Below are 23,728 nucleotides of genomic sequence, written 5' to 3'. Positions count from 1 at the left end.
CCTTATGTTATTGAACTTTGCTTTCTGGACCGAATGCCGGATAGAGCGACAAGCCACCGTCAGCAAAGATGGTCGTGCCCGTGACGTAAGACGATTCGTCTGACGCGAGCCACGCTGCCACCGCAGCAATCTGTTCCGGCCGCCCGATCTTATGGGTCGGGATGAGCGCTTCGAGCCCTGTCTTCTCTTCTGGGTCTCGCATCGTCTCTTTGTTGATTGGTGTGTCGATCGCACCAGGCGCGATGGCGTTGACCCGAATTTGATTCGCCGCATATTCGAGCGCGACCGACTTCGTGAACATCTTGACCCCGCCTTTACTCGCCGCATAATGCGTATAGCCTGGGCGTGGGATCACCTCGTGCACCGAAGACATGTTGATGATGTTTCCTTTCAGATCATGTTTGACGAAGTACTTGAGTGCGGCCCGCACCCCTAGGAACGTCCCAGTCAGGTTCGTATCGATAATTTTCTGCCAGTTGTCGAGCTCCATTTCGTGCGTTTTCGCTTCGACTTGGACACCGGCGTTGTTGACGAAAATGTCCATTTGTCCAAATTCAGACACTGCTTTTTCGATCATCTTCTCGGCGAGCCCTTCTTCGGCGACGTCACCTTGGACAGCGACGGCTTTGCCTCCGGCCGCCTCGATGCCGCGGATGACTTCCTTCATCTCGTCTTCACTGCTTCTATAATTTAAGACGACGCTGACGCCTTCTTTCGCATAGCGTTCGGCCACCGCTCGTCCGATTCCTTTTGAACTGCCTGTGATTACTGCGACTTTCCCTTGAAGTTCTGGATAATTTGCCATGTCGGTTCCCCTTTCGTCTTCTCGGTTTGTAGTTCCCGCATTCCCCTCTTCATGAAACCTTTCGGGCTGTCTTTTGAATATTTATGGGAAATCTACTATACTGAAACAAACTATTCGTTTTCAGGACTCGCCTGAAAAACGTACAAACTTATTCTTATGGAGGTGAATCCCCGATTTTTTGGGGAATTTTTGGACAGTCCCATGTTACTCAGTTTATTGATCGTCGCCTTTCTCATCTTCATGACCGCCTTTTTCGTGGCGGCCGAATTTTCAATCGTCAAAGTCCGGAGCGCACGGCTCGACCAACTCGTGCTCGAAGGAAACTCACGAGCGTCCGTCGCTAAAAAAGTCATCGAGAACCTCGATGACTCGCTATCCGCCTCGCAGTTCGGCATCACGCTCGCCGCGCTCGGCCTTGGTTGGATCGGTGCCGATCAAATCGAAGGAATGATTCAACCGCTCGTCGACCGCTTAAGCGTCTCGCCGTCGGTTTCCACATTCCTGTCGTTCTTAATCGCCTTTTTGCTAATCGCCTTTTTACACGTCGTCATCGGCGAACTTGTCCCGAAGACGCTCGCCGTACATGAAGCCGAGAAATTGACGTTGCTCGTCGCCCGGCCGCTCTATTTCTTCACGAAGCTGTTGTACCCGTTCATCCGGGTGCTCAACAGTATGGCCCGGCTCACGCTCCGCTTGTTCGGTGTCAAGACGACGGCGCAAGAGACGGCGCACTCGGAGGAAGAACTCAAAATTATCATGACGGAGAGTTTTCGAAGTGGCGAAATCAACGAGAACGAACTCGCTTACGTTCAAAATATCTTCTCGTTTGATGAACGTGTTGCAAAAGATGCGATGGTGCCGCGGATGAATATGGTGACGATCGATGAAGAAGACTCGATCGAGACGATTATCGCGACCGTCCAAGAGCATCAATATACGCGCTATCCGGTCACACGAGACGGTGACCGCGATGACGTGCTCGGTTTTATTAACGCCAAACAAGTGTTCACGGCCCAACTCGTCAAGAGTGACGCCCCGCTTGAATCGTTCATCCATCAGTTACCTCTCGTCACGGAGTTCACACCGCTCCAAGAAGCGATGGTGAAAATGCAGAACGCACGGACGATGATGTGTCTCGTCATCGATGAGTACGGCGGCACCGCCGGCCTGCTCACGATCGAAGACATCCTTGAAGAGATCGTCGGTGAGATTCGCGACGAGTTCGACCGGGACGAACAAGCCGAGATCACTGAAGTCAATCCAGGCCATTATCGCTTGTCTGGTCTCGTGCTCACGCAAGAGATCGAAGAGCGCTTCGGCATTGAGATCGAGGATGACGTCGACACAATTGGTGGTTTCGTCCTCTCGCAAAAAGCGAATGCACGCACCGGCGAACGTTTCGTCCTGCCAGGTGAGCACGAACTGATCGTCCGCGAGATCGACAATCACCGCATCGTCTTCGTCGACTTGATTCTTGCGCATAAAGACCAGCTTCGAGCCGAAATGGACTAAGTGTCTTTGACCGCCCTCCCTTGAACATTAGGGAGGGCTTTTCGATTGACGCTCGAACTGTCGCTATATTTTCAAGGCTTGTCGTGATATACTGCACATATGTTGCTAATTTGAGTGCGTGCCACTCATTGACACAACATCACCGAACAGTTCATTAATGTTCGGTCCAACAACTACAGAAAGAAGGTTACGCATGGAACGTAAACTATTTTTAATTGACGGAAACTCCATGCTGGCCAGTGCCTACTACGGTGCCGCCGCGAGCCGAACGAAAAAAGGACGCGAGGTATCTAAAAACGATCGGAGTGCCGTCATCGGTATGACCGGCCTCATCCGGACGATTCTACGCAGACATCGTCCGTCTCATTTTGTCGTCGTATGGGACGTCTCACGTGAAACATTGTGGCGTCGCGAGCTTTATCCTGGCTATAAACGCCGCCGTCGCCAGACACCACCCGAGTTGAAGGCTCAAATGGAACTCATGCGCCAATTGCTTGAAGAGAGCGGAATCCCGCAATATCAAGTCGAAGGCTATGAGGGAGAAGATTTGATTGCCCACATCGCTCGGAAGTTCAGCTGCAGCGCGCCTGTCGTCATCATGACGAAGGATAAAGACTTGCTTCAGCTCGTGAGCCCACGTATCACAGTATGGCTTCAAACACAGGAGCTTCAGCAAATGCAAGCTCGTTGTGATATCCAAGACAACCGTCCGCTCCCACTCAAGCGACATCTCGAGATTCGTCCTGAGGAGATTGCAGCGTTGTACGAAGGATTGAAGCCGAAACAGCTCTCAGCGGTCAAAGCGTTGACGGGAGACCGTTCAGACGGCATCCCACCTGTAGCCGGCCTTGACGAAAGTCAATCGGTACAGTTGATCAAACGCTTCGGTTCGCTCGATAAGCTTTACACGGCGCTTAGCGTCAAAGGCGATAAACGACAACTGATCAATGAAACGATCGCGGCACTGACGTCAGAGGAAGTGCCCCGTAACTTGAGACGTACACGCAAAAAAGCCGAGCGCAACATGGAGCTCGTCCGTCTCGATGTCACGGTGCCAGAACTTGAACATTTGAAACTGGCTCATCTTGAGCTCAGCATCAATTCAAAACGGGTCGAACAAGCGTATCAAAAACGCGGTATTCGCCTCTCGTTTGATTCGAGTCAAAAGAAAATTTCAGCACGTTAAAAAGCGCGGACATTAGTCCACGCTTTTTATATTGACCGTAATCCCATCGGTGTCGGTGAGCGACCATTCCGACGTCGTCCCTCCGAGTTCGTGGTTCGTCGAAGCGTCGACAAAAAGCGTCCAAGCTTCTAGTCCCGCCTCGTCGTTCATCGGTTCACTCGGACGGGCCCAGACGTTCGCACCGATGTGGTGATGATACCCGTCGGCCGCGAGGAACAGTGCGCCCGGGTATGAATCGGTCGTGACGGTAAACCCGAGTCGATGTTGATAGAATAACTTGGCCGCTTCGAGGGAACCTACTTTAAAGTGAACGTGTCCCATCGTCGTCCCAACTGGAAGACCTGTGAACGGACGGTCCGCTGCCGCTTCGAGCATCGATTCGTACTCAACCGGATCGGTCGACATCTTCACGTGACCGTTCGCTTCATATTCCCACTGCTCACGTGGCCGATCAGCATACAGCTCGATGCCGTTCCCTTCCGGATCGTTCAAATAAAACGCCTCGCTGACCAAATGGTCGCCTTGACCAACTTCAATCCGTCGCTCGATCAAATGACGGAGAATGCGTCCGAGTTCGACGCGGTCTGGCAGCAAGATTGCCATGTGGAACAAGCCGGCCGCCTTTCGGTTCGGACGCACACCTTTGACTTCATGCAAGATGACGAGCGGCGCATTCGGCGCACCGAGCGTGACGCGGTCGATACCGACTTCGAGTACGTCCATTCCAATGACTTGTTCGTAAAACTGTTTCATGTTTTCTAATTCACTGACCCGGAGCGTGACCGGTCCGAGTTGGATATTGGTTAATTTCATGTTTTCTCACCTCTCTCTTTACTATACATGCCGTGTCCCGTTTGCAGAAGACGGCACAAAAAGGTGGTATAGTTACCGAAAGGATACTTAGAGAGGAGCGAGACTCATGACGATGATCTCAAGCTGTGAAGTCGATACCGCACTCGAACTGATCACCGGTAAATGGAAACCATCGATTTTACTCGCGCTCATCAACGGGGGGACGCTCCGGTTCAGTGAACTGAAACGCTCGCTCCCGAACATTAGCCAAAAGATTTTGACAGCCCAGTTGCGTGACTTAGAAGAGCAAGATATCATCATCCGTACCGTCTATCCGGAAGTCCCGCCGCGCGTCGACTATCAGTTGAGCGAGTACGGCAAGACGCTTATCCCGGTACTCGAGACGATGAACGCTTGGGGCATGAAGCACGCTGCGCGCATGCAACAAAAATAAATTGTCCACATGTGGATAACTCATTTCCGTATCACTGCCCATCACTTATCCACAGGAGGATCTCATGATTCGTTATCCACAGTTGACCGGTCGCCACGTCGGCGTAACCGCCCCGTCGTCCGGAGTACCAGCCGCGCGTCATAGTTTACTTCACGACGCCGAGACGACGTTCGCACGCCACGGCTTCACGCTTCAATTTGAACCGTCTGTTTGGACACAACATAAAGCAAAATCGGCGCCGGCCGCAGTGCGTGCCGAAGAGATGACGCGACTGTTCCACGATGAGGACGTCGATTTGATCATCCCGCCATGGGGCGGCGTCTTGTTGCTCGAGCTACTCGATAAAATCGCTTGGGACACGCTCCCAGCGAAGTGGATGCTCGGCTACTCTGACGTCAGCTTATTTTTATTCGTCTACACGCTCAAGACCGGCATCGCCTCGGCTCACGGGACGAACCTTGTCGATCTGCGCGGGGAATCGTGGGATGCGACGAGTTCGCGTTGGCTCGACGTCTTATCGACGAAACACGGCGAGACCGTCATTCAACTGTCTTCAGAGCAATTTCAAAAAGAATGGCAGCACGGTAATCCGAGTCCATGCGTCTACCATTTGACCGAGCCGACCGAATGGAAATCACTCGGCGGGACGGAAGCGACCGGTCGTCTGCTCGGCGGTTGTATCGACGTCCTCTTGCATACGATCGGGACGCCTTACGGTGACGTCGCTCAGTTCCAACAGACTCATTTGAACGATGAACCGATTCTTTGGTATTTCGAGAACGCCGAGATGGATGTACCGGCACTCAAACGGACCCTGCTTCAAATGAAGTGGGCCGGTTGGTTTGATCATACGACAGGCATCTTATTCGGTCGCAGCGATGCCCAACCACCGGTACAAGGTTATACGGCAGAAGACGTCTACGCTGAACTACAGGAACTGCTCAACGTTCCCATCATTTATGACATCGACTGCGGGCACGTGCCACCGCAACTGACACTCATCAACGGTGCCCACGCCTCGATTCAAGTCGAGGACGGGAAAGGCACGCTCATTCAAACGTTCAAGGGCTGAGGATTCAGCCCTTGATTTTTTGTAGCAATTCGGTCAAATGTGTCCGATAAAATCCTTCGGGAAACCTTTGAACAGATTCTTCGATTGAAGGCACTAATTCGAGCCCACACCCGTAACTCGCACCAATCAGCACCCCTTCAAAATAGACGGCCTGATCGATCAAGCTATGTGTCTTCCAACCGTCCATCCCTTCCCATAGCCGCTTGAAAGCCATATCTCCGAGTTCCATCTCACCTTTCATCGCATAATAGACTCCTTGTGACATCTCGATCGCGGCGATGAACGGGTAATCATCACCCAACAGTCGCTCCATTTCCTCGATCTGTTGACCGAGCTGCTCGACGCGGCCGTAGTGGATGGCATAAAGTGCCTCTGACAAAGCGAGACGCACTTTGGCCACGTGTTCGTCCGTGAACTGAATGTACTGCCTTGCTTTCACAAACGCCTCGTTGATCCGTTGTTCGTCTTTCAGGTAAAGAGCACATAATGCAATCGTCCGATTCACATCGTCGGCTCGATAATACGTTCTCGTCTGATGCATATGTTTAAGGGCAGAATCTAGATGATGGATGGCCCCAGATAGATTCCCTTCATACGTCATTTCTTTCATGACGAGAAGCATCTCATATTCAATCCGAGTTCGTGACGACATGTTTCGCACGTCTAACAATTCCAATCGATCAAACTGTTCGCTTGCTTCCTCAAACTGATTCCACAAAATGTAGTAGTAAGCTTTCCCGATGAGTGCCATCGCCAGCTCATCTTTTTCATCGAGCCGTTCGAACACATTGATTGCACGTTCATAATAAGTTAACAGTTCACTGCGCTTATCGCCATGTTTTAAGTTATCGCCCATAATGACGTATGCCTTCCCTTGCCACACCGAGTTCATCTCTGTCGTCAAATATGGGGATAGCGCCTGCTCGGTAGCTTCCTCGTCCCATGGATTAAGGCTCAATTGGGCGTATTCGATGTCTTCGACGAGCGCTTGAAGCTCCGCCTCGCGAGGATCGACAAGTAACGACTGCACCGACACGTCCAACCGCTTGGCAATCTCGCGCAGACTGCGCATCGACGTTTCGGCTTTCCCGTTCTCAATCATACTGAGCATCGATTTCGTGATGATGCCGTCTGCGAGTTGACTTTGCGTCAACTTTTTTTCTTTTCGTAACGTCTTAATCCGCTGTCCAATCATAGAGCACCTCTTAAAAGTTAAATTTAATTGAACTTATTGTTTACAACTCTCTCTTTGTCGTCTATTATAATGTTAAATCACATTGAACTCAATTACAAAGGAGACTATGTATGACTACTTCTACCTCGAACTTGTACGTGTTGTTGCTCGGGAAATTCATGTCGTTGTTCGCTTCCAGTCTATTCACGTTCGTCGCCGGATTGACGGTGCTGACGACTTCCGGATCCGGGCTCCAGTTCGCCCTCGTCTTACTGGCCGGGACGTTGCCTCGTGTTCTATTATCGCCGTTTGCCGGTGCGTATGCCGACAAATTGAACCGAAAACGCGTCATCATCACGATGGAATCGCTCAACGGGCTATTGTTCTTCTTGGCCGGGGCGGCGAGCCTTATTTGGACGTTCGGCGTCCCTGCTTTCTTGATTATTACATGTCTGCTTTCTATCGTCTCCACTTTCTTGTCGGTCACGTTGACGAGTTCGATTCCACTCCTGTTCGACGAAGACGGGCTTCAACGCGCCAATTCGCTCATCCAAAGTATCATTTCCGTCTCAAGCATTGGCACGCCACTTTTAGCCGGGGCGCTGTTCAAGCTATTACCGATTTCAGCGTTCTTGTTCAGCTCATCCCTCTTGTTCCTCATCGCCGCCCTGTTCGCCTCACGTCTCACATTCCAAGCGTATGAACATGTTTCCACCGATCAATCGACGTGGGACGACGTCCGATCCGGTTTCCGCTATTTGAAACGCCAACGCGTGCTATGGACGCTGACGATTCTCGCGGCGTTCCTCAACTTCTTCTTCGTCGCCTCGGAAGTACTGTTCCCGATCGCCGCCTTGCAACAGATCGGGGTCAGCCCGCTCCAGTTCGGCTTTTTAGAAAGTATGTTCGCAGTCGGATTTTTAGTCGCCTACTTGCCCACGCGCTGCCGTTCTTTAAGATCAAGTATCGTCTAGCGACGGTCCGCACATCGCTTATCGTCATGGGTTGCCTCTTTATCGGCCCGGCCGTCCCGCTCTATTTCGACTTCTCGGTCACACCCGCCATCGTCTTCCTCACCGGATTCGCTTTGTTGAGCGGTTTCTTCATCATCCGCGTCAATATTCCCATCCAACTGTTTTTGCAGACGAACACGGAACCAAGCTACCTCGGTCGTGTCATGGGCGTCCTCGAATCGCTCGCGATGGGGATCACCCCGCTCGGTTTCGTGTCGTTCGGGTTATTGAGCGAATGGATGTCGGTCACGTCACTTTATGCGATTTGCATGGTATGCCTGCTTTCGATCACGCTGTTCGCGATGCATCGCATCCGTCACGATATCGCGGCTGAAAAAGCGACGGTACTGGCTGAAGTCGAAAGCGCGCCGACACATCAATGAACGAAAAAAAGACATCGAACGTTTTTCAGTTCGATGTCTTTTCTGTTGATGGAAGGACTCGTTTCTCTAACAGGAACGGCCCGAACGGGATGACCGAAGCCATGACCGCGAGGACTAACACTTTGAAGCCCCAGTTGAAGCGCCACGCCATGTAAACCGCTGCCGCCACGTAAGCGACGAACAGGAAACCATGGGCCGCACCGACGATGCTGACGGCTAGCGGCATGCCAGCCAAATACTTGAGCGGCATTGCAATCAACAATAAGAGCAGGAATGACATCCCCTCTGTATAACCGAGCCATTTGAATCGAGTTGCGTTCATATCCGTTCTCCTTTTTAATCGATGCTACATTCATCGTAGCCGATAGAGGTGAAGTTTGTCACAGGGGAACGTTAGAAAGTCGTTAGGCTATTTGACGATTTGGTGAACGATGCGCAATTTTTGTTTCGACGAAGCGGCGAAGGAACAAACCGTCGACGCCGATCTTGCCTGCGTTGTAGCCCGCGACGAGAATCAAGACCGATACGATCAACATCGTCGGGTTCGTGCTGACCGTCCCTGACAATAAGAACGCCATGTTCATGACGAGTCCGAAGAAAGCCGCGCTGCGTGTGAGGGCGCCAAGCAAGAGACCGAGACCGACCAAGAACTCACCATACGGAATTAAGATATCGAAAAGTGCTGCGTTTGGAATCGCGAATTTTTCAAGGAAAGCTGCCCACCATCCGGCGACCGCCGGGTGATCTCCCGTCGCGAGTGAAGCTGCGTTTTGAAGGTAACCGCCTGATCCGAAGCCGCCCGTGATTTTACCCCATCCGGCTGTGAGCCATTGATAGCCGAGCCAGATCCGTAACACCGTCAAGATGCCGGTTGCGATGTTGTGGTTTTGCCAAAACTTTGTGAACATGATAATTCCTCCTTTTGAATGGTTGAATAATGGCTTATATGTGATTACATTCACAATATACCATCCATGTTCATGTTTTCACATAGCTTGAGACAATAGTTCACGTTTCGTTCATATGTGTGTCACAGGTCAGTAACTTTTTGGAAATTGCACCAAAAAAAAGCAATGTCTACTCGAGACATCGCTTCCACTGCCGTGAACTACTCACCACTTATTTGCTTCGCAACTTGAAGTGGGAGCTTCTTGGGAAGACCGTGCTTTGACTAGCCACGGTTGTGGACCAAGCTCGTCGGGCAGTCCCTGCCCTGGGGTGTTTTAGTCTGCGAGACGCAACAGGTTGAGGCTCGCGTTGACGTCGCGGTCGTGGTGCGTGCCGCATGCGGCACAGGTCCACTCGCGGACGTGCAGGCCCTTCTTGCCGCCGTTCTCGCCGCAAGCCGAACAGACCTGGGTCGAGGCGAACCAGGGGTCTGCCTTGATGAGCGTCCGTCCATAGAACCTCGCCTTATATTCCAGCTGGCGGACGAACTCGCCCCACCCGGCATCCCCGATCGACTTCGCCAGGCGGCGGTCCTGCATCATCTCCCTCGGCTTCAGCGTCTCGACGACGACGACTTGGTTCTCGTCGACGATGCGTCGCGACAGCTTGTGGAGGAAGTCGTGCCGTCGGTTCTTGACCTGCTCGTGTTTCTTCGCGAGGACGAGCCGTGCCTTCTCGCGGTTCCTGCTGCCGGGCTTCTTGCGGGAGAGCGCGCGCTGCGCTCGTCTCAGCCGTTCCTCGGCCTCGCGCAGGTTGCGCGGGTTCGGGATCTTCTCCGTCACGAGCGCGTCGTTCGTCATGACGGCGAAGTGCCCGAGGCCGAGGTCGATCCCGATCTTGTGCTCGGCCGGGACCCACGGCTCGTCGGGCTGCTCGACGAGGAGCGACACGAAGAACTTGCCCGTCTTCGTCATCGACACGGTCGCCGATCGGATCTCGCCGTCGAAGATTCGGTGCTGTGTGAAGCGGATGAACCCGACCTTCGGGAGCCGGACCCGGTCCCCCTCGATGCGGATCGTGCCGTGCTGGTTGTTCGTCGTGTAGGAGGCGCGCGCCTTTCGTCTCGACTTGAACACCGGGAAGCCGGCCGTCCTGACCAGGAAATCGGCCTGTTCCGACGTCGGGTGGAGCCTGTATTTGTAGCCATTCAGCATGTCTCCCCCTCCTCTCGGCCGATGATCGTGATGAACGCCTTCCTCATCCGATACCCGCGACGGGGGAAGGGAAATCTGACGGAATTACGAACTTATGTTCGTCATATCTGTCACAGGGGTGGCCAAGAGGTTTATGTACGGGCGATTCATCTCCCACCTACGCTGGGCCTCGCCCCAGACGCTTAGAGGTGGGAGAATTCTCGCTTAATTATGTTAAAGATCAACTTGTTGTGGCGGTTGGCCTTTTTTATTCATCACACGCATCGATTGCGGTGAGATTTTTAAAATGACGAGTTTTGGATCATCCGGGCCGTCGAACCAGCCCTCAAGTTTTTCGTTCCACACTTTTTCTTTCATCGACTCGTCATCAGACACCGACGTCTCTCCTAAAATCTCGAGATACGTGTCGCCGACCCCGTCCCCGTCGTAGCCGATCAAGACGTGCGTGTACGGATTGTTCTTCAACTCATCGACTTTATCCGTATCTTTCGAGGTTGCCGTATAGAGTGTCAGACCGTCATGGAAAAACGTCATGTATCGGCTGTGCGGCTTCCCTTTATATACCGTGGCCATCGTTCCGACGTTGCTTGCATCTAGAATTTGTTGTGCCGTTGTTTTAGCATCCATTTAAAAAGCCCCCTTATCATAGTCACTCGTATAATCATTCCCTTGCGGCATTTGATTAAACACGAAGACACGAAAAAACCTGCTCGCCGAAGCGAGCAGGTTATAAAATTCCTTAGAAAGGAAGATTAGATTTTTTCAACGTTAGAAGCTTGTGGGCCACGAGCTCCGTCAGTGATTTCGAAAGTTACTGCTTGGCCTTCTTCAAGTGTCTTGAAGCCGTCGCCTTGGATTGCTGAGAAGTGTACGAATACGTCGTCTCCGCCTTCCATTTCGATGAAGCCGTAACCTTTTTCTGAGTTAAACCATTTTACTTTACCTGTGTTCATAATGAACCCTCCTGAAATAAACGCTGTGCGTTCTAGTAGTGCCTTACTAGAAAAAACTGACCAAAAAAAAGCACAAAACTTGTTGGATTATCTTTCATGAAAAATAATCCCAAGCGATTGTGAATTATGTTTCCAGCTATTCTTAATTAAGCACATATGTAATATACCATGGATAAATGCTTCTGTCTACTAAATACTTCGGTTTGCTAAAAATAATTTCAAAACGGGTACATCACATGTAGTGAACGTTAGGAGGACGACTCATATGATGAATCAAATTGACCGCACGCATATCGCTGCCACTATCGCCCGCTACGCGGCCTGGTCGACAGATGAGCTATTGACGGAGACGCTCGCTTGGCATCAAGCGACGCGACACGACCATTATCCTGACCAATCGAAGTCGTACCGCTCCCACTTGCCGATGACGGAACGGATCACACCGGTGACGAGTGCACTCCCGCTCGAGGTCGTCGACGATCTCGTCCGGCCCGTCTGGATGCGTCGTCTCGACGCGGAACATTTGAATTTACTGCAGACGACACGCCATCACGTCGACGTGACCGATTACGGGGCCGTCGGGGACGGCAAGACGGACTGCACGCTCGCATTCCGGCTCGCGCTTCGGTCGAACCGCCACGTCCACGTGCCGGCCGGTGTCTATATCGTCCGTGGCGTCCGGATCCCCTCGAACTGCGTGCTCGAAGGTGCGGGACAGCAGGACACGGTATTACGCTTGGCCGACGGCACACCGAAGCATCGCCGGCTGCTGCGAAATGCGACACCGTTTTATGGGAACCATCACATCGAGGTCGCCCATCTGACGCTCGACTGGAACGTCGAGCGCCTTGGCGACGTCGATCGGACGTCGAGTGGAGACACGGCTTCGAGCGCGTTGACGTTCGCCCACGTCAAATTCGCCTGGGTCCATCACGTCACCGCCAAAGGTGCCGGACTGCACGCGTTCGATATCACCGCCCCTCACTACCATTACCTCGGGGACGGATCGCGTGCCAAAAAAGGCAGCCGCTACATCTGGCTCGATCGCTGCGAGGCGACGAACTATGGGGACGACGGCATCACGACGCATCATAGCGACGCCATCTACATCACGAACTGCTACTGTCATCACCCGCACGGACGTACGCACGCCCACGGCTTCTCCAATTCAAACGGCATCGAGGTCGATGACGGTTCGCGTCACGTCGTGCTCGTCAACAATATGACGGAAGGTTGTTTTGGAGGAGTCGAGGTGAAAGCCCACGGTACGTCCTCGGCCGCCCATGACGTCCATATTTTTGGGCACGTCTCGTATCGTGATAATCGGTCCTTCAATTTTCGCCACATCGGACACCACTTGGCCGACGATCCCGAGTCGAAGACGGCGCGGTTCATCTCGGGAACGAATTTACTATCGATTGAACCGGTACGCTCGAAGCTATACGCCAAGTCATCGCCCCGTAGCCTCGTCGTATCGGCGTATCAAGACGTATTGATCCATGGCTTTACGGCCATCGGTGACCCGTCCTATGATTATACAGGACATCCAGCGCTCGCCGTCCAGTATAAGTCTCGGAACGTTCAATTAAAACGAATTGCCACAAGCGGGTTCGTTTCCAGCCGCGCCGACATCGAACTGTTCGGCGGCGACAACCGGACCGATCACGTCACAATCGAAGATGTCACGTGCCGGAATTCGGCCCCGATCTCTGTAAAGATCGGCGGACAGCTCGCTAACGTCGTGCTAAAACACATCGAAGGCGAACAAAAAAGTGGAGATGTCCTCATCTCCACGAGTAGCCCGGTCGAAGCGCACGACTTATTCGCTTATGGTTTCTCAGATCGGGTGCGAAGTGACGCTTGAGCCGACTCGACGAGCTCATTCAACCGTGCTTCGTCCAAATTGAGCGAACTGACCGTCTGTTTGGCCATCATCCGGACGATGGCTTTGTCGAGGAAGCCCATCCGCTCAAAGTCATAGCCGCTACCGACGACTTCGACGAAGTAGGCGTGTGCTCGTAAATGTTCCCCGTACGCGCCTTCGAGCTCACGTTGCCGCTCCGCCGCGGTCGGCGTGCCGGCGCACAAGTACAATCCGAGCGGACGTTCAAGCAATTGGACTTCATTTTGCTTCAACCAGTCGGTCAGCTCGTCTTGGACTTTCCCCATCCGGATCGATCCCCCGACGATGACGTGGTCGACCGTTGCCCAATCGACGTCTGGCTCATCGACCAAGTTTTGAACGTGGACGTTTCCGGACAACCGTGCGGCCAAAAGATGGGCGACTTTCTCGCTCGTACCATATCGTGACGTATACGCAATCAACGTCTTCATCTCGTTTCCCCCTTTTAAGTCGGAATCTACTCTTCCTATTCCCGAATGCCTTGGAGAATACTATACGCCCGAAAAAAACTCGCCGTTCGGGCGAGTTTTTTGTCATAGTTTATACACTTGTGCCTCGTACGGACGAAGCGTGAACGGTTCGATCGGCTCCATGTTGCCAATGACACGGTCTTTGACGTCATACGGCAATGTCCGTTCTTGTGTTTCAGCAGAGAAGTTGCACAGCACGAGCCACGTCTCTCCTTCGAGCGCCCGCGTGAACGCGTAGACGGCTTCGTCTTCAGGGAGCAACAGCTCATACTTCCCGTAGACGACGACCGGATTCTGTTTCCGCAGCGCGATCAACTGACGGTAGTAATGGAAGAGTGAATTCGGATCAAGACGTGCCGCTTCCGCGTTCACGTCAACGTAGTTCGGATTGACATCGATCCACGGCGTACCGGTCGTGAACCCACCTTGCGCGTCAGCCGACCATTGGACCGGCGTCCGCGAATTGTCGCGTCCGCGGGCGTGGATGCCGCGGAAGATCTCCTCGTGCGTCAACAAATCGTTCGATGTGTAATCGCGATACGCGTTGAGCGTCTCGATGTCACGGTACTTGTCGATCGAGTCGAACGCGACGTTCGTCATGCCGAACTCTTCGCCCTGATAAATGTACGGCGTCCCTTTCAACATGTGCAGGAGTGTCGCAAGCATCTTGCCAGAGACGACCCGGTACTCATCCGAATCGTTACCGAATCGCGAAATCGCCCGCGGTTGGTCGTGGTTGCTCCAATACAGGCTGTTCCACCCCTCTTCCTCGAGTCCTTCTTGCCAACGCGAGAAGATCGTCTTCAGCTCCGTCAGCTTCCAGTCGGTCGGATTCCACTTCCCAAAGCTGCCGTTGCCGACGTCGACGTGCTCGAAATGGAACACCATGTTGAGCTCGTCACGGTCTTCACCGGTGTAGAGCTTCGCCTCGTCGACGCTGACACCCGGCATCTCCCCGACCGTGATCGTATCGTACTTCGACAACACTTCACGATTCATCTCTTGCATGAACTCATGGATGCGCGGCCCGTTGAAGAAGAACGGCGTTCCGTCTCCGTAGCCCGTCCCGCGCGTCTTCCCGTCCGGATAGCTTTGGTCTTTCGAGATCATATTGATGACGTCCATCCGGAAACCGTCGACGCCTTTGTCGAGCCAGTAAGCCATCAAATCGTACACTTCGCGGCGCAGCGTCTCCGACTCCCAGTTCAAGTCGGGCTGTTTCTTACTGAACAAGTGCAGATAATATTCGTCGCTCGCTTCATCGTACGCCCACGCGCTGCCGCCAAAGAAAGCCCCCCAGTTCGTCGGCGGCTGACCGTTCTCGCCTTTTTTCCAAATGTAGTAGTCGCGGTACGGGCTGTCTTTCGAAGACCGAGACTCCATGAACCATTGGTGCTCATCGGAAGAATGGTTGACGACGAGGTCCATCATGATCTTGATGCCGTGACGGTGCGCCTCTTCGAGCATCGCATCGAAATCGTCCATCGTCCCGAACTCATCCATAATCGCACGGTAGTCGCGGATGTCATAGCCGTTGTCATCGTTCGGCGAATCGTACACCGGTGACAACCAGATGACGTCGATCCCGAGTTCAGCCAAATAGGACATCTTTTCCGTGATGCCCGGGATGTCCCCGATTCCGTCCCCGTTCGAGTCGTTAAAGCTGCGCGGATAAATCTGATAGACGACCGCTTCTTTCCACCATTGTTTCATAAAAGTCTCCTCCTCATCATCGGTTCAAATCTGACGTCATCATCGTACCTTGTCCCGCCGCCTGTGCCTATCCATGATATGATTAAGATATGCACAATCTTGCTATTATAAAGGAGTAATTCGATGGAAATCGGCTTTTGTGGCTATTCGTATCACACAGCAGCATATACTTTTCCGTTCGCCAACCGGTTGGACACGTACTTGATCCGCTTGCAGACTGAAGGGTCGGCCCGAATCCTCGTCAACGGGGAGACATACGTCACGCACCCCGGCGATCTGTTGCTCGTCAAACCGGGTGACTACTATGAGTTGAATATCGATACCCCGGCGAGTGGCGACTATCATTTGTTCTGCGCTGGTCCGACGCTCGACGCCTGGTGGTCGACGACTACCCGCTCACAGCTCACCACGATCTCGATTGACCCTCGCCTCCTGTCGCTTTGGCAACACGTCACGGAAGAGGCACGACGACCGACCGATGAACAGAGCACAGCGTTGATCGAGAAGTTGACCGAGGCGCTTCTGCTCATGCTCGACCGATCGATGCGAGACGTCCGGACGAATGTACGTCCCCCGGTCGTGTCTCGCATGATGCGTTATATAGAAGGAAACGTCACCGCCGACTTCAAAATTGACGACGTCGCCGCTGCCGTCGGCTTGAGCGTGTCGCGGACCGTGCACCTCTTTAAGGAAGTGACCGGGATGACGATCATCGAGTACGCGCACACGATCCGGCTTCAGCTCGCCGAAGAGCAAATGCGGTATACACAACACTCGCTCGAACGGATCGCCGAGCTGTCCGGGTTTCGAACGTATCCCTATTTCCACCGGATTTTTAAACGGAAATATGGCGTCGCACCAGGGGTGTACCGCACACTTCAACAAAAAAACGAAAAAAAATAATCAAAAAGTGATCCATTTTTTGAATCGCTCCGTTAGATGGGTGTAAACAACGACAACCACTCACAAAAAAGGAGCGATTGAACATGAAGAAAAAAACAATGAACAAATTTGTTGCACCGGCACTGGCACTGGGGTTACTCGTACCATTGAACGCACAGGCAGCTGACCACTCTCCAACAGCGAGCACACCAGCTGGAGACCTTCGTGCCACGCTCGACCAATTACTATCTGAGCATTATGTCTTAGCCGTCACATCGATGATGAAAGCTTACGACGGGGCACCTGATGCCGAAGTCGTAGTAAAAGCACTCGATCAAAACGCGCTTGACATGACGCCAGCCATCGCCTCAATCTACGGTGATGCAGGCGCGGCTCAGTTCGAAGACATCTTCGCCGGCCATAACGACTACTCGCCTGACTTCGTCGAAGCTGCCAAGTCAGACGACAAAGAACTTCGTGCCGAGGCTGAAGCCGAAGTCGATGAGTTCGTCGAAGAGTTCTCGACATTCCTCGATGCTGCGACAGAAGGCAACTTACCGAAAGAAGCAGCCGCTGACGTCCTTGAACTTCACGAAGACCAAGTTCTCTCGGTGTTTGATAACTACGTCGCCGGTGACTACGAGTCGGCTTACATGACATACCGTGAAGGCTACAAGCTCATGTTCGACATCAGTAAAGCCCTCTCAGGAGCAATCGTCACGCAAATGCCTGACAAGTTCCCGACACCTGCTGACACGCCAGCTGTAGAGCTTCGTTCGACATTGAACAGCCTCGCCGGTGAACACTTTGCCCTCGCTGCGATCGGCATGCAAAAAGGCTACGACAAAGCGGAAGATTTCGACTACGTCAGCTGGGCTGAAGATCAAAACACGCTCGACTTTAAAGCAGCCATCGGTTCGGTCTACGGTGACGAAGGTGCGGCTCAGTTTGAAAAAGTATGGAACGGGAACCACATCACAGCACAAGGTGACATCGTCGCAGCAACACTTGAAGGCGACGAAGCTAAAATCGAAGAAGCACGCATGAAACTCGATCAGTTCGCTGTCGACTTCAGCACGTTCCTCGATGCAGCGACAGAAGGCAACTTGCCACAAGCGGCCGGTCAAGAAGCGATCATGCAACATGAGGCACTCGTGCTCCAAACGTTTGATCAATATGTAGCCGGTGACGCAGATGCAGCTTGGATGTCATTCCGTGAAGGATACGCGTTCATGTTCGGTGTTGGTGAAACACTCGGTAACGCGATCGTGACACAAATGCCTGACAAGTTCGCTGAAACGACAATGCCGGAAGCGATGCCTGAAACAGGTCTCGGTGGTGCACAAGCACAATCAATGAATACCCTTTACGCTGGCCTTGCTATACTTGGCGGAATCATGCTCGCCTTTGTCACGCTTCGCAACCGTAAAGTATCAGAACAATAAACTAAAGGAGAGAGCCCAATGAACAAGCGCCATTTGTTTTTGGCGCTCTCTCTATTTTGTTTTGGCTTCTGGTCGTGGACGAGCGCTCAAGAATCGTCATCACCACCTGTAGAAGAAAAACAAATAGAGGAGAGCCCAGATTTATCGGCTGAATTCTCACTTCTACAGGAAGAGGTGAAGAAACTTCGTTTAGCCGAGGAAGAGGAAAGCACTAAAGCCGTGACACCTGTCCAGATTCAAATCCCGAGCATCAATGTCGACACCGCGATCGAACAAGTCGGCGTGCTCGATAACGGACAGATGGGCGTACCCGTTGACGAGAATCAAGTCGGCTGGTTCGAACCCGGTGTCAAACCAGGCAGTAAAGGCAACGCCGTCGTCGCCGGACACGTTGATAGTAAGACGGGGCCCGCCGTCTTTTATGAACTCGATCAACTGAAGACAGGCGATGACGTGACGATTATCGACGAGAACGGCAACACGCTGCGATTTCGTGTCACAAAAACAGAGAGTTATGACACGAAAAATGCCCCGATCGACGAGATTTTTGGCGCCACGTCAAATCGCAACTTGAACTTGATCACGTGTTCCGGTACGTTCGGGGACGGCGGTTATGACCAACGTTTCGTCGTTTACACGGAGCTTGTCGATAGCGAGATCAAGTCGACAGTCGAACTCGACGCCCCGACGAACGTCACGTTAAGCGGTAACTTGCTCACATGGCACGCGGTCCGTGACGATGCCGTCATCGGCTACCGTGTCTATGAAGTCAACGACGGGAACGCGACACGTATCGAGAGCGTCCCGTCACACGCCCGGAAGAGCGTTGAAGTCACGAACGGGCAGGCAACGTATTACGTGACGGCGATCGACCGGCTTGGAAATGAGTCGAAGCCGTCTCAGACAGCGAAGTAGACACGAAACGCCCTTGGATAAAAAATCTAAGGGCATTTTTTCTGTTTTCCATATATAGTGAATGTAGCAAAAAATGCATAGATTTAGGATAAGGAGTTTCAAGTCATGAGGACTCGACTTTCACAACCATTCGCAAATCAGTTAAAGAGAAGAATTCGCACCATTTGGGGTGTGAACGATTCGTATTATTGGTACCCTCTTTCCACTTCTCCTCGACTCGATGTGATTGCATTCGACAGCGATTATATTGAAGATGTTGATCAAAAAATCGAAGAAATCCGCCAATGGGTATGGGACCAAGGGACGGAGCTTATATTTGAACTGCATGAGGACCGTACACTATGGCAAATCGACACCGCTTCATTAGATCCTTGTTATGAAGGTCGTTATTTAGAACGCTATTGGTTTGACCAAAAAATGAACTGGATCATTTATGCGTCCCACGAAAGTACAATTAGCTTTGGTGGGCATGGATTGATCACATCACTCCAGTCCTACTGGTCGGATTGGCAGGAGCATCTGTCCGTTTTAGACAATCGATTTTTTGAGTAATGAACTTCACAAAAAAAGACGCACCCATTTTTGATCAATGAGTGCGCCGTACTTACACAAAGCAAGGAATCTGCGGGTTGAACGTCTTGTTGTTCTCCGTCATGATCTGCTTCTTGATCTTGCCTTCTCCGAGATAGACGATACGGTCGGCGAGCGCTTCCGCGTCTTCCTCGTCGTGCGTGACAAAGATCGTCGTCGTGCCCGTCTGTTTGAGGAGACGGCGCAAGTCGTCGCGGATCCGGTGTTGGAGCGACGTGTCCAAGTTACTGAACGGCTCGTCTAAGATCAAGAGAGACGGCTTCGGTGCGAGCGCACGCGCGAGCGCGACACGCTGCTGCTGACCGCCGCTCAGCTCATACGGATAGCGATGTCGGAACTCAGATAAGTTCACGAGCGTGAGCATCTCCTCGACCCGTTCGTTCCGCTCCTTCCGGCTGAGCTTATGGAGGCCGAAGCGGATGTTCTTCTCAACGGTCATGTGCGGGAAGAGCGCATAGTCTTGAAACACCATGCCGACGCCGCGTTGTTCGGGCGGCATAAACTGGCAGTCGTCACAACAGACGCAATCGTTGACGACGACGACGCCTTGATTTGGCATCTCGAGACCGGCGATCAGGCGCAAGATCGTACTTTTCCCCGAACCGCTGTCGCCGAGGAGGGATACGATTTCGCCTTTCGTGATCGAGAGCGAGAACCCTTTGATCGTCTCTGCTTGCGCACCTTTATAGCTGAAGTGTAAATCGTTGATTTGAACAAACATTAGTCGGCCTCCTTATCAAGCACCTTATGGAACACAAAGATTAACAATCCGCTCATGAGAACGATGACGATCGACGCGAGCGCCGCTTCGTGAATCTTCTCATCACTGACATATTTGAACGCCTGCGTCGCAAGCGTCGAGAAGTTGAACGGCTGCAAGAACAGCGTGAGCGGCAACTCTTTCATAATATCGATGAAGACGAGGATGAACGCGCTCATGATCGCCCCTTTGATCATCGGGATATCGACCCGGAAGAACGTCTGCACCGTGCCCCAACCGAGCATACGTGACGCTTCCGTGAACGACTTCCCGACTTTCTCGAATCCGCTCTCGATCGAGTTGTAACCGATGGCGAGGAAACGGATGACGTAGGCGAAGATGAGCATGATGAGCGTCGTCCGGAACACGAACGTCTGTCCGACATCGAGCGCGAGCGCTGCTTTTAGCACCCATTCGTCTAATAGTAAGAACAACGTGATGACAGCGATGGCGATGGCCGCTCCCGGGATCGAGTAGCCGAGCGTCGTCACTTTCGAGATGACGCGCGTCATGTTCGATGGGAACAGCCGCGTATAGTTGGCGATGATGAGTGCGAATACGAGAATGATGATTGTCGCGATAAAGGCGACGCTCACCGTGTTCCAGACGAGGCGGAAAAATTCAGCCGTGAACACTTGCTCGAACGTCAAGAACGTCCAAGCGACGAGTTGGATGAACGGGATCGCAAAAGCGATACCGAAGATCGTCGCCACGTAACCGAACACGGCGTAGCGGTGCCAGCCGTTCAACGGTCTTGGCTTGAGCGGCTTCACTTTTGTCGTCGCATAGCTGAACTGCTTGCGGCCTCGGACGAGTCGTTCCGCCATCAAGATGGCGATGACGATGATCATGAGCGTGCCGGCAAGTTTTAACGCTGAAGACGTGTCTTTCATACCGAACCACGTGCTGAAGATGGCCGTACTGAACGTCTGGATCCCGAAGTATTTGACGACGCCGTAGTCGTTCAACACTTCCATCAAGACGAGACTGACGCCACCGATGATGGCGACGCGCGAGATCGGGATGACGACGGTGAAAAAGATATCCCACGACCCGCGTCCGAGGATGCGGGCGTTCTCGATCATCGACGATGACTGGTTGTGTAGGAACGCGCGTGTGATCGTATAAATGTACGGATATAAGAACAACGTGAAGATGAAGATCGTCCCTTGGATCGTCATGATATTGAAGTACGTCTGATCCACGGTGATGCCAAACTCGTTGCGCAGCGTCGTCTGGATGACGCCGGTGTAGTTCAAGATGCCATGATACGTGTAAGCACCGATATACGGCGGTATTGCGAGCGGCAAGATGAGCGCCCATTTGAAGAATCGCCGTAACGGGAAGTCATACACCGTGACGAACCAAGCGAGGCTCGTTCCGATGATGGTCGTCAAGAAACCGGTCACGAGCATGATGAACAACGTGTTCCTCACGTACGTCGGCAGCAGATATTCGCGGATGTGTTGCCAATTGTCATTGACCGGTGCGAACAGTTCTACTAAGACAACGATTCCTGGCAGGACGATAAACGACAACGCGATAAAGCTCAGGATGGACCATCCATTCAGTTGTCGTTTGATTGCATACCAGTTCATGTCTTACAGCTCCCGTTTCTTTCATTTACTTCCTGTCCCATCATATCAGTTTCATCGTCCCGGTCATACCTTTAGACTGTCAGGAAACGCAAAAACCTTCGGCCTGAACATGCGTTCAAGCCGAAGTCGTCTTATTTCCAACCAGCTTCGTTGAAGATGCGGATGGCTTCTTGCTGATTTTCACCGAGAACAGATAGGTTGATATCTTGTTCTTTGAACTCACCCCATGATTTGAGGAGCTCGTTCGGCTCGACTGATTCGTTGACCGGGTACTCGTAGTTGGCGCTTGCGAACTGCTCTTGCGCTGACGGGTCAGACATGAACTCCATGAGTTTCTTCGCGTTGTCAGAGTTCTTTGCCGCTTTCGTCATCGCGATTCCAGAGATGTTGACGTGCGTACCTGTCGTGTCTTGGTTCGGGAAGAAGATACCGAGCGCTTCAGCGACTTTCTTCTCTTCCGCGTCTTCTGAGTTCAACATGAGACCCATGTAGTATGTGTTCATGATGGCCACATCACCTTCACCGGCGACGACGGCTTTCGCTTGATCACGATCGTTCCCTTGTGGGTCACGTGCCATGTTGTTGACAAGACCTTCTGCCCATTCTTTCGCTTGGTCGACACCGTTCACTTCGATGAATGACGCGAGGAGCGAGATGTTGTACATGTTTTCAGATGGACGAACGAGCACTTTCCCATTCCACTGTTCTTCCGTGAGCGCTTCGTACGTCGACAAGTCTTCCGGCTTCACGCGATCTTTCGCGTAGACAATGACACGTGCACGCTTCGTGAGACCGAACCATTCCTTGTCCGTGTCACGGTATTTTTCTGGGATGTTCGACTCAAGCACATCGCTATCGACCGCTTGAAGATGCCCTGCTTCTTTTGCCTGGTGCAAGTTCCCGGCGTCAGCAGTAATGAAGAGATCCGCTTCCGTGTTCTCACCTTCTGTGTTCAAACGTTCGAGAAGTTCATCACCTTTTCCTTCGACGACGTTGACTTTCACGCCCGTCTCTTCTTCGAACTGTTTGTAGAGCTCTTTGTCGACATCGTAATGACGGCTCGAGTAGACGTTGACGACTTTTGATTCTTCTGCCGTCTCATTGTCCCCCGTAGTAGTCGTCTCTTCAGTGCTCGCGCAAGCCGCAAGCAGTGATGTCGTAAGTGCTGCTGAAAGTCCAAGTGCCATGTACTTTTTGTTCATTTGTAATTCCCCCACGTTTTAGTCTCTTTGTTGGTAATGATAATTACTCTCAATCACTATAATCAATGATAATCATTCTCATGTCAACCTTTTTTTGAAAATGTTGACATTGCTTATGTATTTATAACTTAACAGTTTTGACGATATCATTTCTTGACTTCAAAATGATGGGGCGCCTATAGTTGAAATGAAAAGACCGTCTGGTCGGTACAGAAAGGAGTGACGCAATGACAAACCGATCAACTATCACGAAACAAAAACTGTTAGATGCCGCAACCGAGATCATCATGGAGCACGGTGTGCACCAACTGACATTAGATGAAGTCGCGAAGACCGCTGGTGTCTCAAAAGGTGGCCTGTTATATCATTATCCGTCGAAAGAAGCGCTTTTGACCGCCATCGTCGAACGGCTTCAAACCGAACAAAACGATTTATACGAATCACTTCAGGCTGACGGCCACGGTCCGGTCGAGGCGTTCGTCCGCTTATTCGATGAGACGAAACTCTATCCGGAACGCTCACCGATTCATATCGATGCCGAGAAGATGATCGCCTTCTTGACGTTATTCGCCGTCGATCAAGCGTACGCCGACCGTTGGAAGCACGATATCGACACGTTCTTCGCCGGATTTCAACAGACGAGCGATCCCGTCGAGACGATGATCATCCGCTACGCCCTTGAAGGGATGATGATGTCCGAACACTTCAATGTCGGCGTCCCCCCTACCGCTTTAAAACAAGACATTATCGCTCGACTCATCGAGCGCGCCCGACACATCGATTCGGGAAACTAGACTAATTAT

The 23,728-nt window shown here is 52.3% G+C and carries 25 protein-coding genes; 12 read left to right on the top strand and 13 right to left on the bottom strand.

Going from position 1 to position 23,728, the window contains the following annotated elements; all coding sequences use genetic code 11:
* Positions 1-7: 7 nt before the first annotated feature.
* A complete protein-coding gene (locus tag EVJ26_RS08480) occupies positions 8-805 on the bottom strand; it encodes a glucose 1-dehydrogenase (protein WP_131470258.1) in 798 nt (265 codons plus the stop codon).
* A 201-nt stretch (positions 806-1,006) separates the two neighbouring features.
* Between EVJ26_RS08480 and EVJ26_RS08475 the strand changes: the two genes are divergently transcribed.
* Together EVJ26_RS08475 and EVJ26_RS08470 are read left to right on the top strand one after the other, a co-directional pair.
* Entirely contained in the window at positions 1,007-2,317 is a 1,311-nt protein-coding gene (locus tag EVJ26_RS08475; protein ID WP_071398830.1) for a hemolysin family protein, read from the top strand.
* A 193-nt stretch (positions 2,318-2,510) separates the two neighbouring features.
* The gene (locus EVJ26_RS08470; RefSeq protein WP_070328350.1) at positions 2,511-3,503 is read left to right on the top strand and encodes a 5'-3' exonuclease; all 993 of its coding nucleotides are present in this window, start codon (positions 2,511-2,513) and stop codon (positions 3,501-3,503) included.
* Between the two features lie 12 nt (positions 3,504-3,515).
* Here the strand turns inward: EVJ26_RS08470 and EVJ26_RS08465 are convergent, their stop codons facing one another.
* A complete protein-coding gene (locus EVJ26_RS08465) occupies positions 3,516-4,316 on the bottom strand; it encodes a VOC family protein (RefSeq protein ID WP_131470257.1) in 801 nt (266 codons plus the stop codon).
* 106 nt (positions 4,317-4,422) lie between these two features.
* Here EVJ26_RS08465 and EVJ26_RS08460 point away from each other — a divergent pair, with 106 nt between their 5' ends.
* Positions 4,423-4,749: a winged helix-turn-helix transcriptional regulator gene (locus EVJ26_RS08460; RefSeq protein ID WP_071398828.1), complete on the top strand. Its 327-nt coding sequence runs from the start codon at positions 4,423-4,425 to the stop codon at positions 4,747-4,749.
* Between the two features lie 64 nt (positions 4,750-4,813).
* Complete coding sequence (locus tag EVJ26_RS08455) at positions 4,814-5,821, top strand: S66 family peptidase (RefSeq protein ID WP_131470256.1); 1,008 nt, start codon at positions 4,814-4,816, stop codon at positions 5,819-5,821.
* 4 nt (positions 5,822-5,825) lie between these two features.
* Here EVJ26_RS08455 and EVJ26_RS08450 read toward each other — a convergent pair whose 3' ends face one another.
* The gene (locus EVJ26_RS08450) at positions 5,826-7,016 is read right to left on the bottom strand and encodes a helix-turn-helix domain-containing protein (protein ID WP_131470255.1); all 1,191 of its coding nucleotides are present in this window, start codon (positions 7,014-7,016) and stop codon (positions 5,826-5,828) included.
* Between the two features lie 110 nt (positions 7,017-7,126).
* Here EVJ26_RS08450 and EVJ26_RS08445 point away from each other — a divergent pair, with 110 nt between their 5' ends.
* Together EVJ26_RS08445 and EVJ26_RS14520 are read left to right on the top strand one after the other, a co-directional pair.
* Positions 7,127-7,969, top strand: a complete 843-nt coding sequence (locus tag EVJ26_RS08445; protein ID WP_236635537.1) for an MFS transporter — start codon at positions 7,127-7,129, stop codon at positions 7,967-7,969.
* 26 nt (positions 7,970-7,995) lie between these two features.
* Entirely contained in the window at positions 7,996-8,391 is a 396-nt protein-coding gene (locus EVJ26_RS14520) for an MFS transporter (RefSeq protein ID WP_236635536.1), read from the top strand.
* A 25-nt stretch (positions 8,392-8,416) separates the two neighbouring features.
* Here EVJ26_RS14520 and EVJ26_RS08440 read toward each other — a convergent pair whose 3' ends face one another.
* The 5 genes from EVJ26_RS08440 to EVJ26_RS08420 form a co-directional block, all read right to left on the bottom strand.
* Positions 8,417-8,713: a DUF3817 domain-containing protein gene (locus EVJ26_RS08440; RefSeq protein WP_021068057.1), complete on the bottom strand. Its 297-nt coding sequence runs from the start codon at positions 8,711-8,713 to the stop codon at positions 8,417-8,419.
* An 82-nt stretch (positions 8,714-8,795) separates the two neighbouring features.
* Positions 8,796-9,299 carry a DoxX family membrane protein gene (locus EVJ26_RS08435; RefSeq protein WP_131457930.1) on the bottom strand — a complete coding sequence of 168 codons (504 nt, stop codon included), beginning with the start codon at positions 9,297-9,299 and terminating at the stop codon, positions 8,796-8,798.
* A gap of 315 nt (positions 9,300-9,614) precedes the next feature.
* Positions 9,615-10,493: an RNA-guided endonuclease TnpB family protein gene (locus tag EVJ26_RS08430; RefSeq protein WP_131470254.1), complete on the bottom strand. Its 879-nt coding sequence runs from the start codon at positions 10,491-10,493 to the stop codon at positions 9,615-9,617.
* A 213-nt stretch (positions 10,494-10,706) separates the two neighbouring features.
* Positions 10,707-11,120, bottom strand: a complete 414-nt coding sequence (locus tag EVJ26_RS08425) for a pyridoxamine 5'-phosphate oxidase family protein (RefSeq protein WP_070328358.1) — start codon at positions 11,118-11,120, stop codon at positions 10,707-10,709.
* A 125-nt stretch (positions 11,121-11,245) separates the two neighbouring features.
* Positions 11,246-11,446 (bottom strand): cold-shock protein, encoded by a 201-nt coding sequence (locus EVJ26_RS08420; RefSeq protein ID WP_016507985.1) that lies wholly within the window; start codon positions 11,444-11,446, stop codon positions 11,246-11,248.
* Between the two features lie 265 nt (positions 11,447-11,711).
* On the opposite strand from EVJ26_RS08420, the gene EVJ26_RS08415 reads away from it, so the two are divergent.
* A complete protein-coding gene (locus tag EVJ26_RS08415; RefSeq protein ID WP_131457932.1) occupies positions 11,712-13,310 on the top strand; it encodes a glycoside hydrolase family 55 protein in 1,599 nt (532 codons plus the stop codon).
* Here EVJ26_RS08415 and EVJ26_RS08410 read toward each other — a convergent pair.
* Both EVJ26_RS08410 and EVJ26_RS08405 read right to left on the bottom strand, forming a co-directional pair.
* Positions 13,274-13,780, bottom strand: a complete 507-nt coding sequence (locus EVJ26_RS08410) for a flavodoxin domain-containing protein (protein ID WP_131457933.1) — start codon at positions 13,778-13,780, stop codon at positions 13,274-13,276. The genes EVJ26_RS08415 and EVJ26_RS08410 overlap by 37 nt on opposite strands.
* Positions 13,781-13,882: 102 nt before the next feature.
* Positions 13,883-15,532, bottom strand: coding sequence for a glycoside hydrolase family 13 protein (locus tag EVJ26_RS08405; RefSeq protein WP_131457934.1), 1,650 nt, complete (start codon positions 15,530-15,532; stop codon positions 13,883-13,885).
* A gap of 123 nt (positions 15,533-15,655) precedes the next feature.
* Between EVJ26_RS08405 and EVJ26_RS08400 the strand changes: the two genes are divergently transcribed.
* The 4 genes from EVJ26_RS08400 to EVJ26_RS08385 all read left to right on the top strand — a co-directional run bounded on the left by EVJ26_RS08400 (position 15,656) and on the right by EVJ26_RS08385 (position 19,326).
* A complete protein-coding gene (locus EVJ26_RS08400; RefSeq protein ID WP_131470253.1) occupies positions 15,656-16,435 on the top strand; it encodes a helix-turn-helix domain-containing protein in 780 nt (259 codons plus the stop codon).
* Positions 16,436-16,518: 83 nt separating this feature from the next.
* Complete coding sequence (locus tag EVJ26_RS08395; RefSeq protein WP_131470252.1) at positions 16,519-17,859, top strand: globin family protein; 1,341 nt, start codon at positions 16,519-16,521, stop codon at positions 17,857-17,859.
* Between the two features lie 18 nt (positions 17,860-17,877).
* Positions 17,878-18,774 (top strand): class F sortase, encoded by an 897-nt coding sequence (locus EVJ26_RS08390; RefSeq protein ID WP_131470251.1) that lies wholly within the window; start codon positions 17,878-17,880, stop codon positions 18,772-18,774.
* Positions 18,775-18,879: 105 nt separating this feature from the next.
* Positions 18,880-19,326: a hypothetical protein gene (locus EVJ26_RS08385; RefSeq protein WP_131457938.1), complete on the top strand. Its 447-nt coding sequence runs from the start codon at positions 18,880-18,882 to the stop codon at positions 19,324-19,326.
* 52 nt (positions 19,327-19,378) lie between these two features.
* Here the strand turns inward: EVJ26_RS08385 and EVJ26_RS08380 are convergent, their stop codons facing one another.
* The 3 genes from EVJ26_RS08380 to EVJ26_RS08370 all read right to left on the bottom strand — a co-directional run bounded on the left by EVJ26_RS08380 (position 19,379) and on the right by EVJ26_RS08370 (position 22,925).
* Entirely contained in the window at positions 19,379-20,086 is a 708-nt protein-coding gene (locus EVJ26_RS08380) for an ABC transporter ATP-binding protein (protein WP_131441682.1), read from the bottom strand.
* Positions 20,086-21,723 carry an ABC transporter permease gene (locus EVJ26_RS08375; protein ID WP_131457940.1) on the bottom strand — a complete coding sequence of 546 codons (1,638 nt, stop codon included), beginning with the start codon at positions 21,721-21,723 and terminating at the stop codon, positions 20,086-20,088. Before EVJ26_RS08375 ends, EVJ26_RS08380 begins: the two co-directional genes overlap by 1 nt.
* A 131-nt stretch (positions 21,724-21,854) precedes the next feature.
* Entirely contained in the window at positions 21,855-22,925 is a 1,071-nt protein-coding gene (locus EVJ26_RS08370) for a Fe(3+) ABC transporter substrate-binding protein (RefSeq protein ID WP_131457941.1), read from the bottom strand.
* Between the two features lie 227 nt (positions 22,926-23,152).
* Here EVJ26_RS08370 and EVJ26_RS08365 point away from each other — a divergent pair, with 227 nt between their 5' ends.
* Positions 23,153-23,719 (top strand): TetR/AcrR family transcriptional regulator, encoded by a 567-nt coding sequence (locus EVJ26_RS08365; protein ID WP_131457942.1) that lies wholly within the window; start codon positions 23,153-23,155, stop codon positions 23,717-23,719.
* The last annotated feature ends 9 nt before the right edge of the window (positions 23,720-23,728 follow it).

Source organism: Exiguobacterium sp. SH3S1, from assembly GCF_004337105.1.
Lineage (GTDB): Bacteria > Bacillota > Bacilli > Exiguobacteriales > Exiguobacteriaceae > Exiguobacterium > Exiguobacterium aurantiacum_A.
This window is presented reverse-complemented; position numbering and strand designations above follow the sequence as displayed.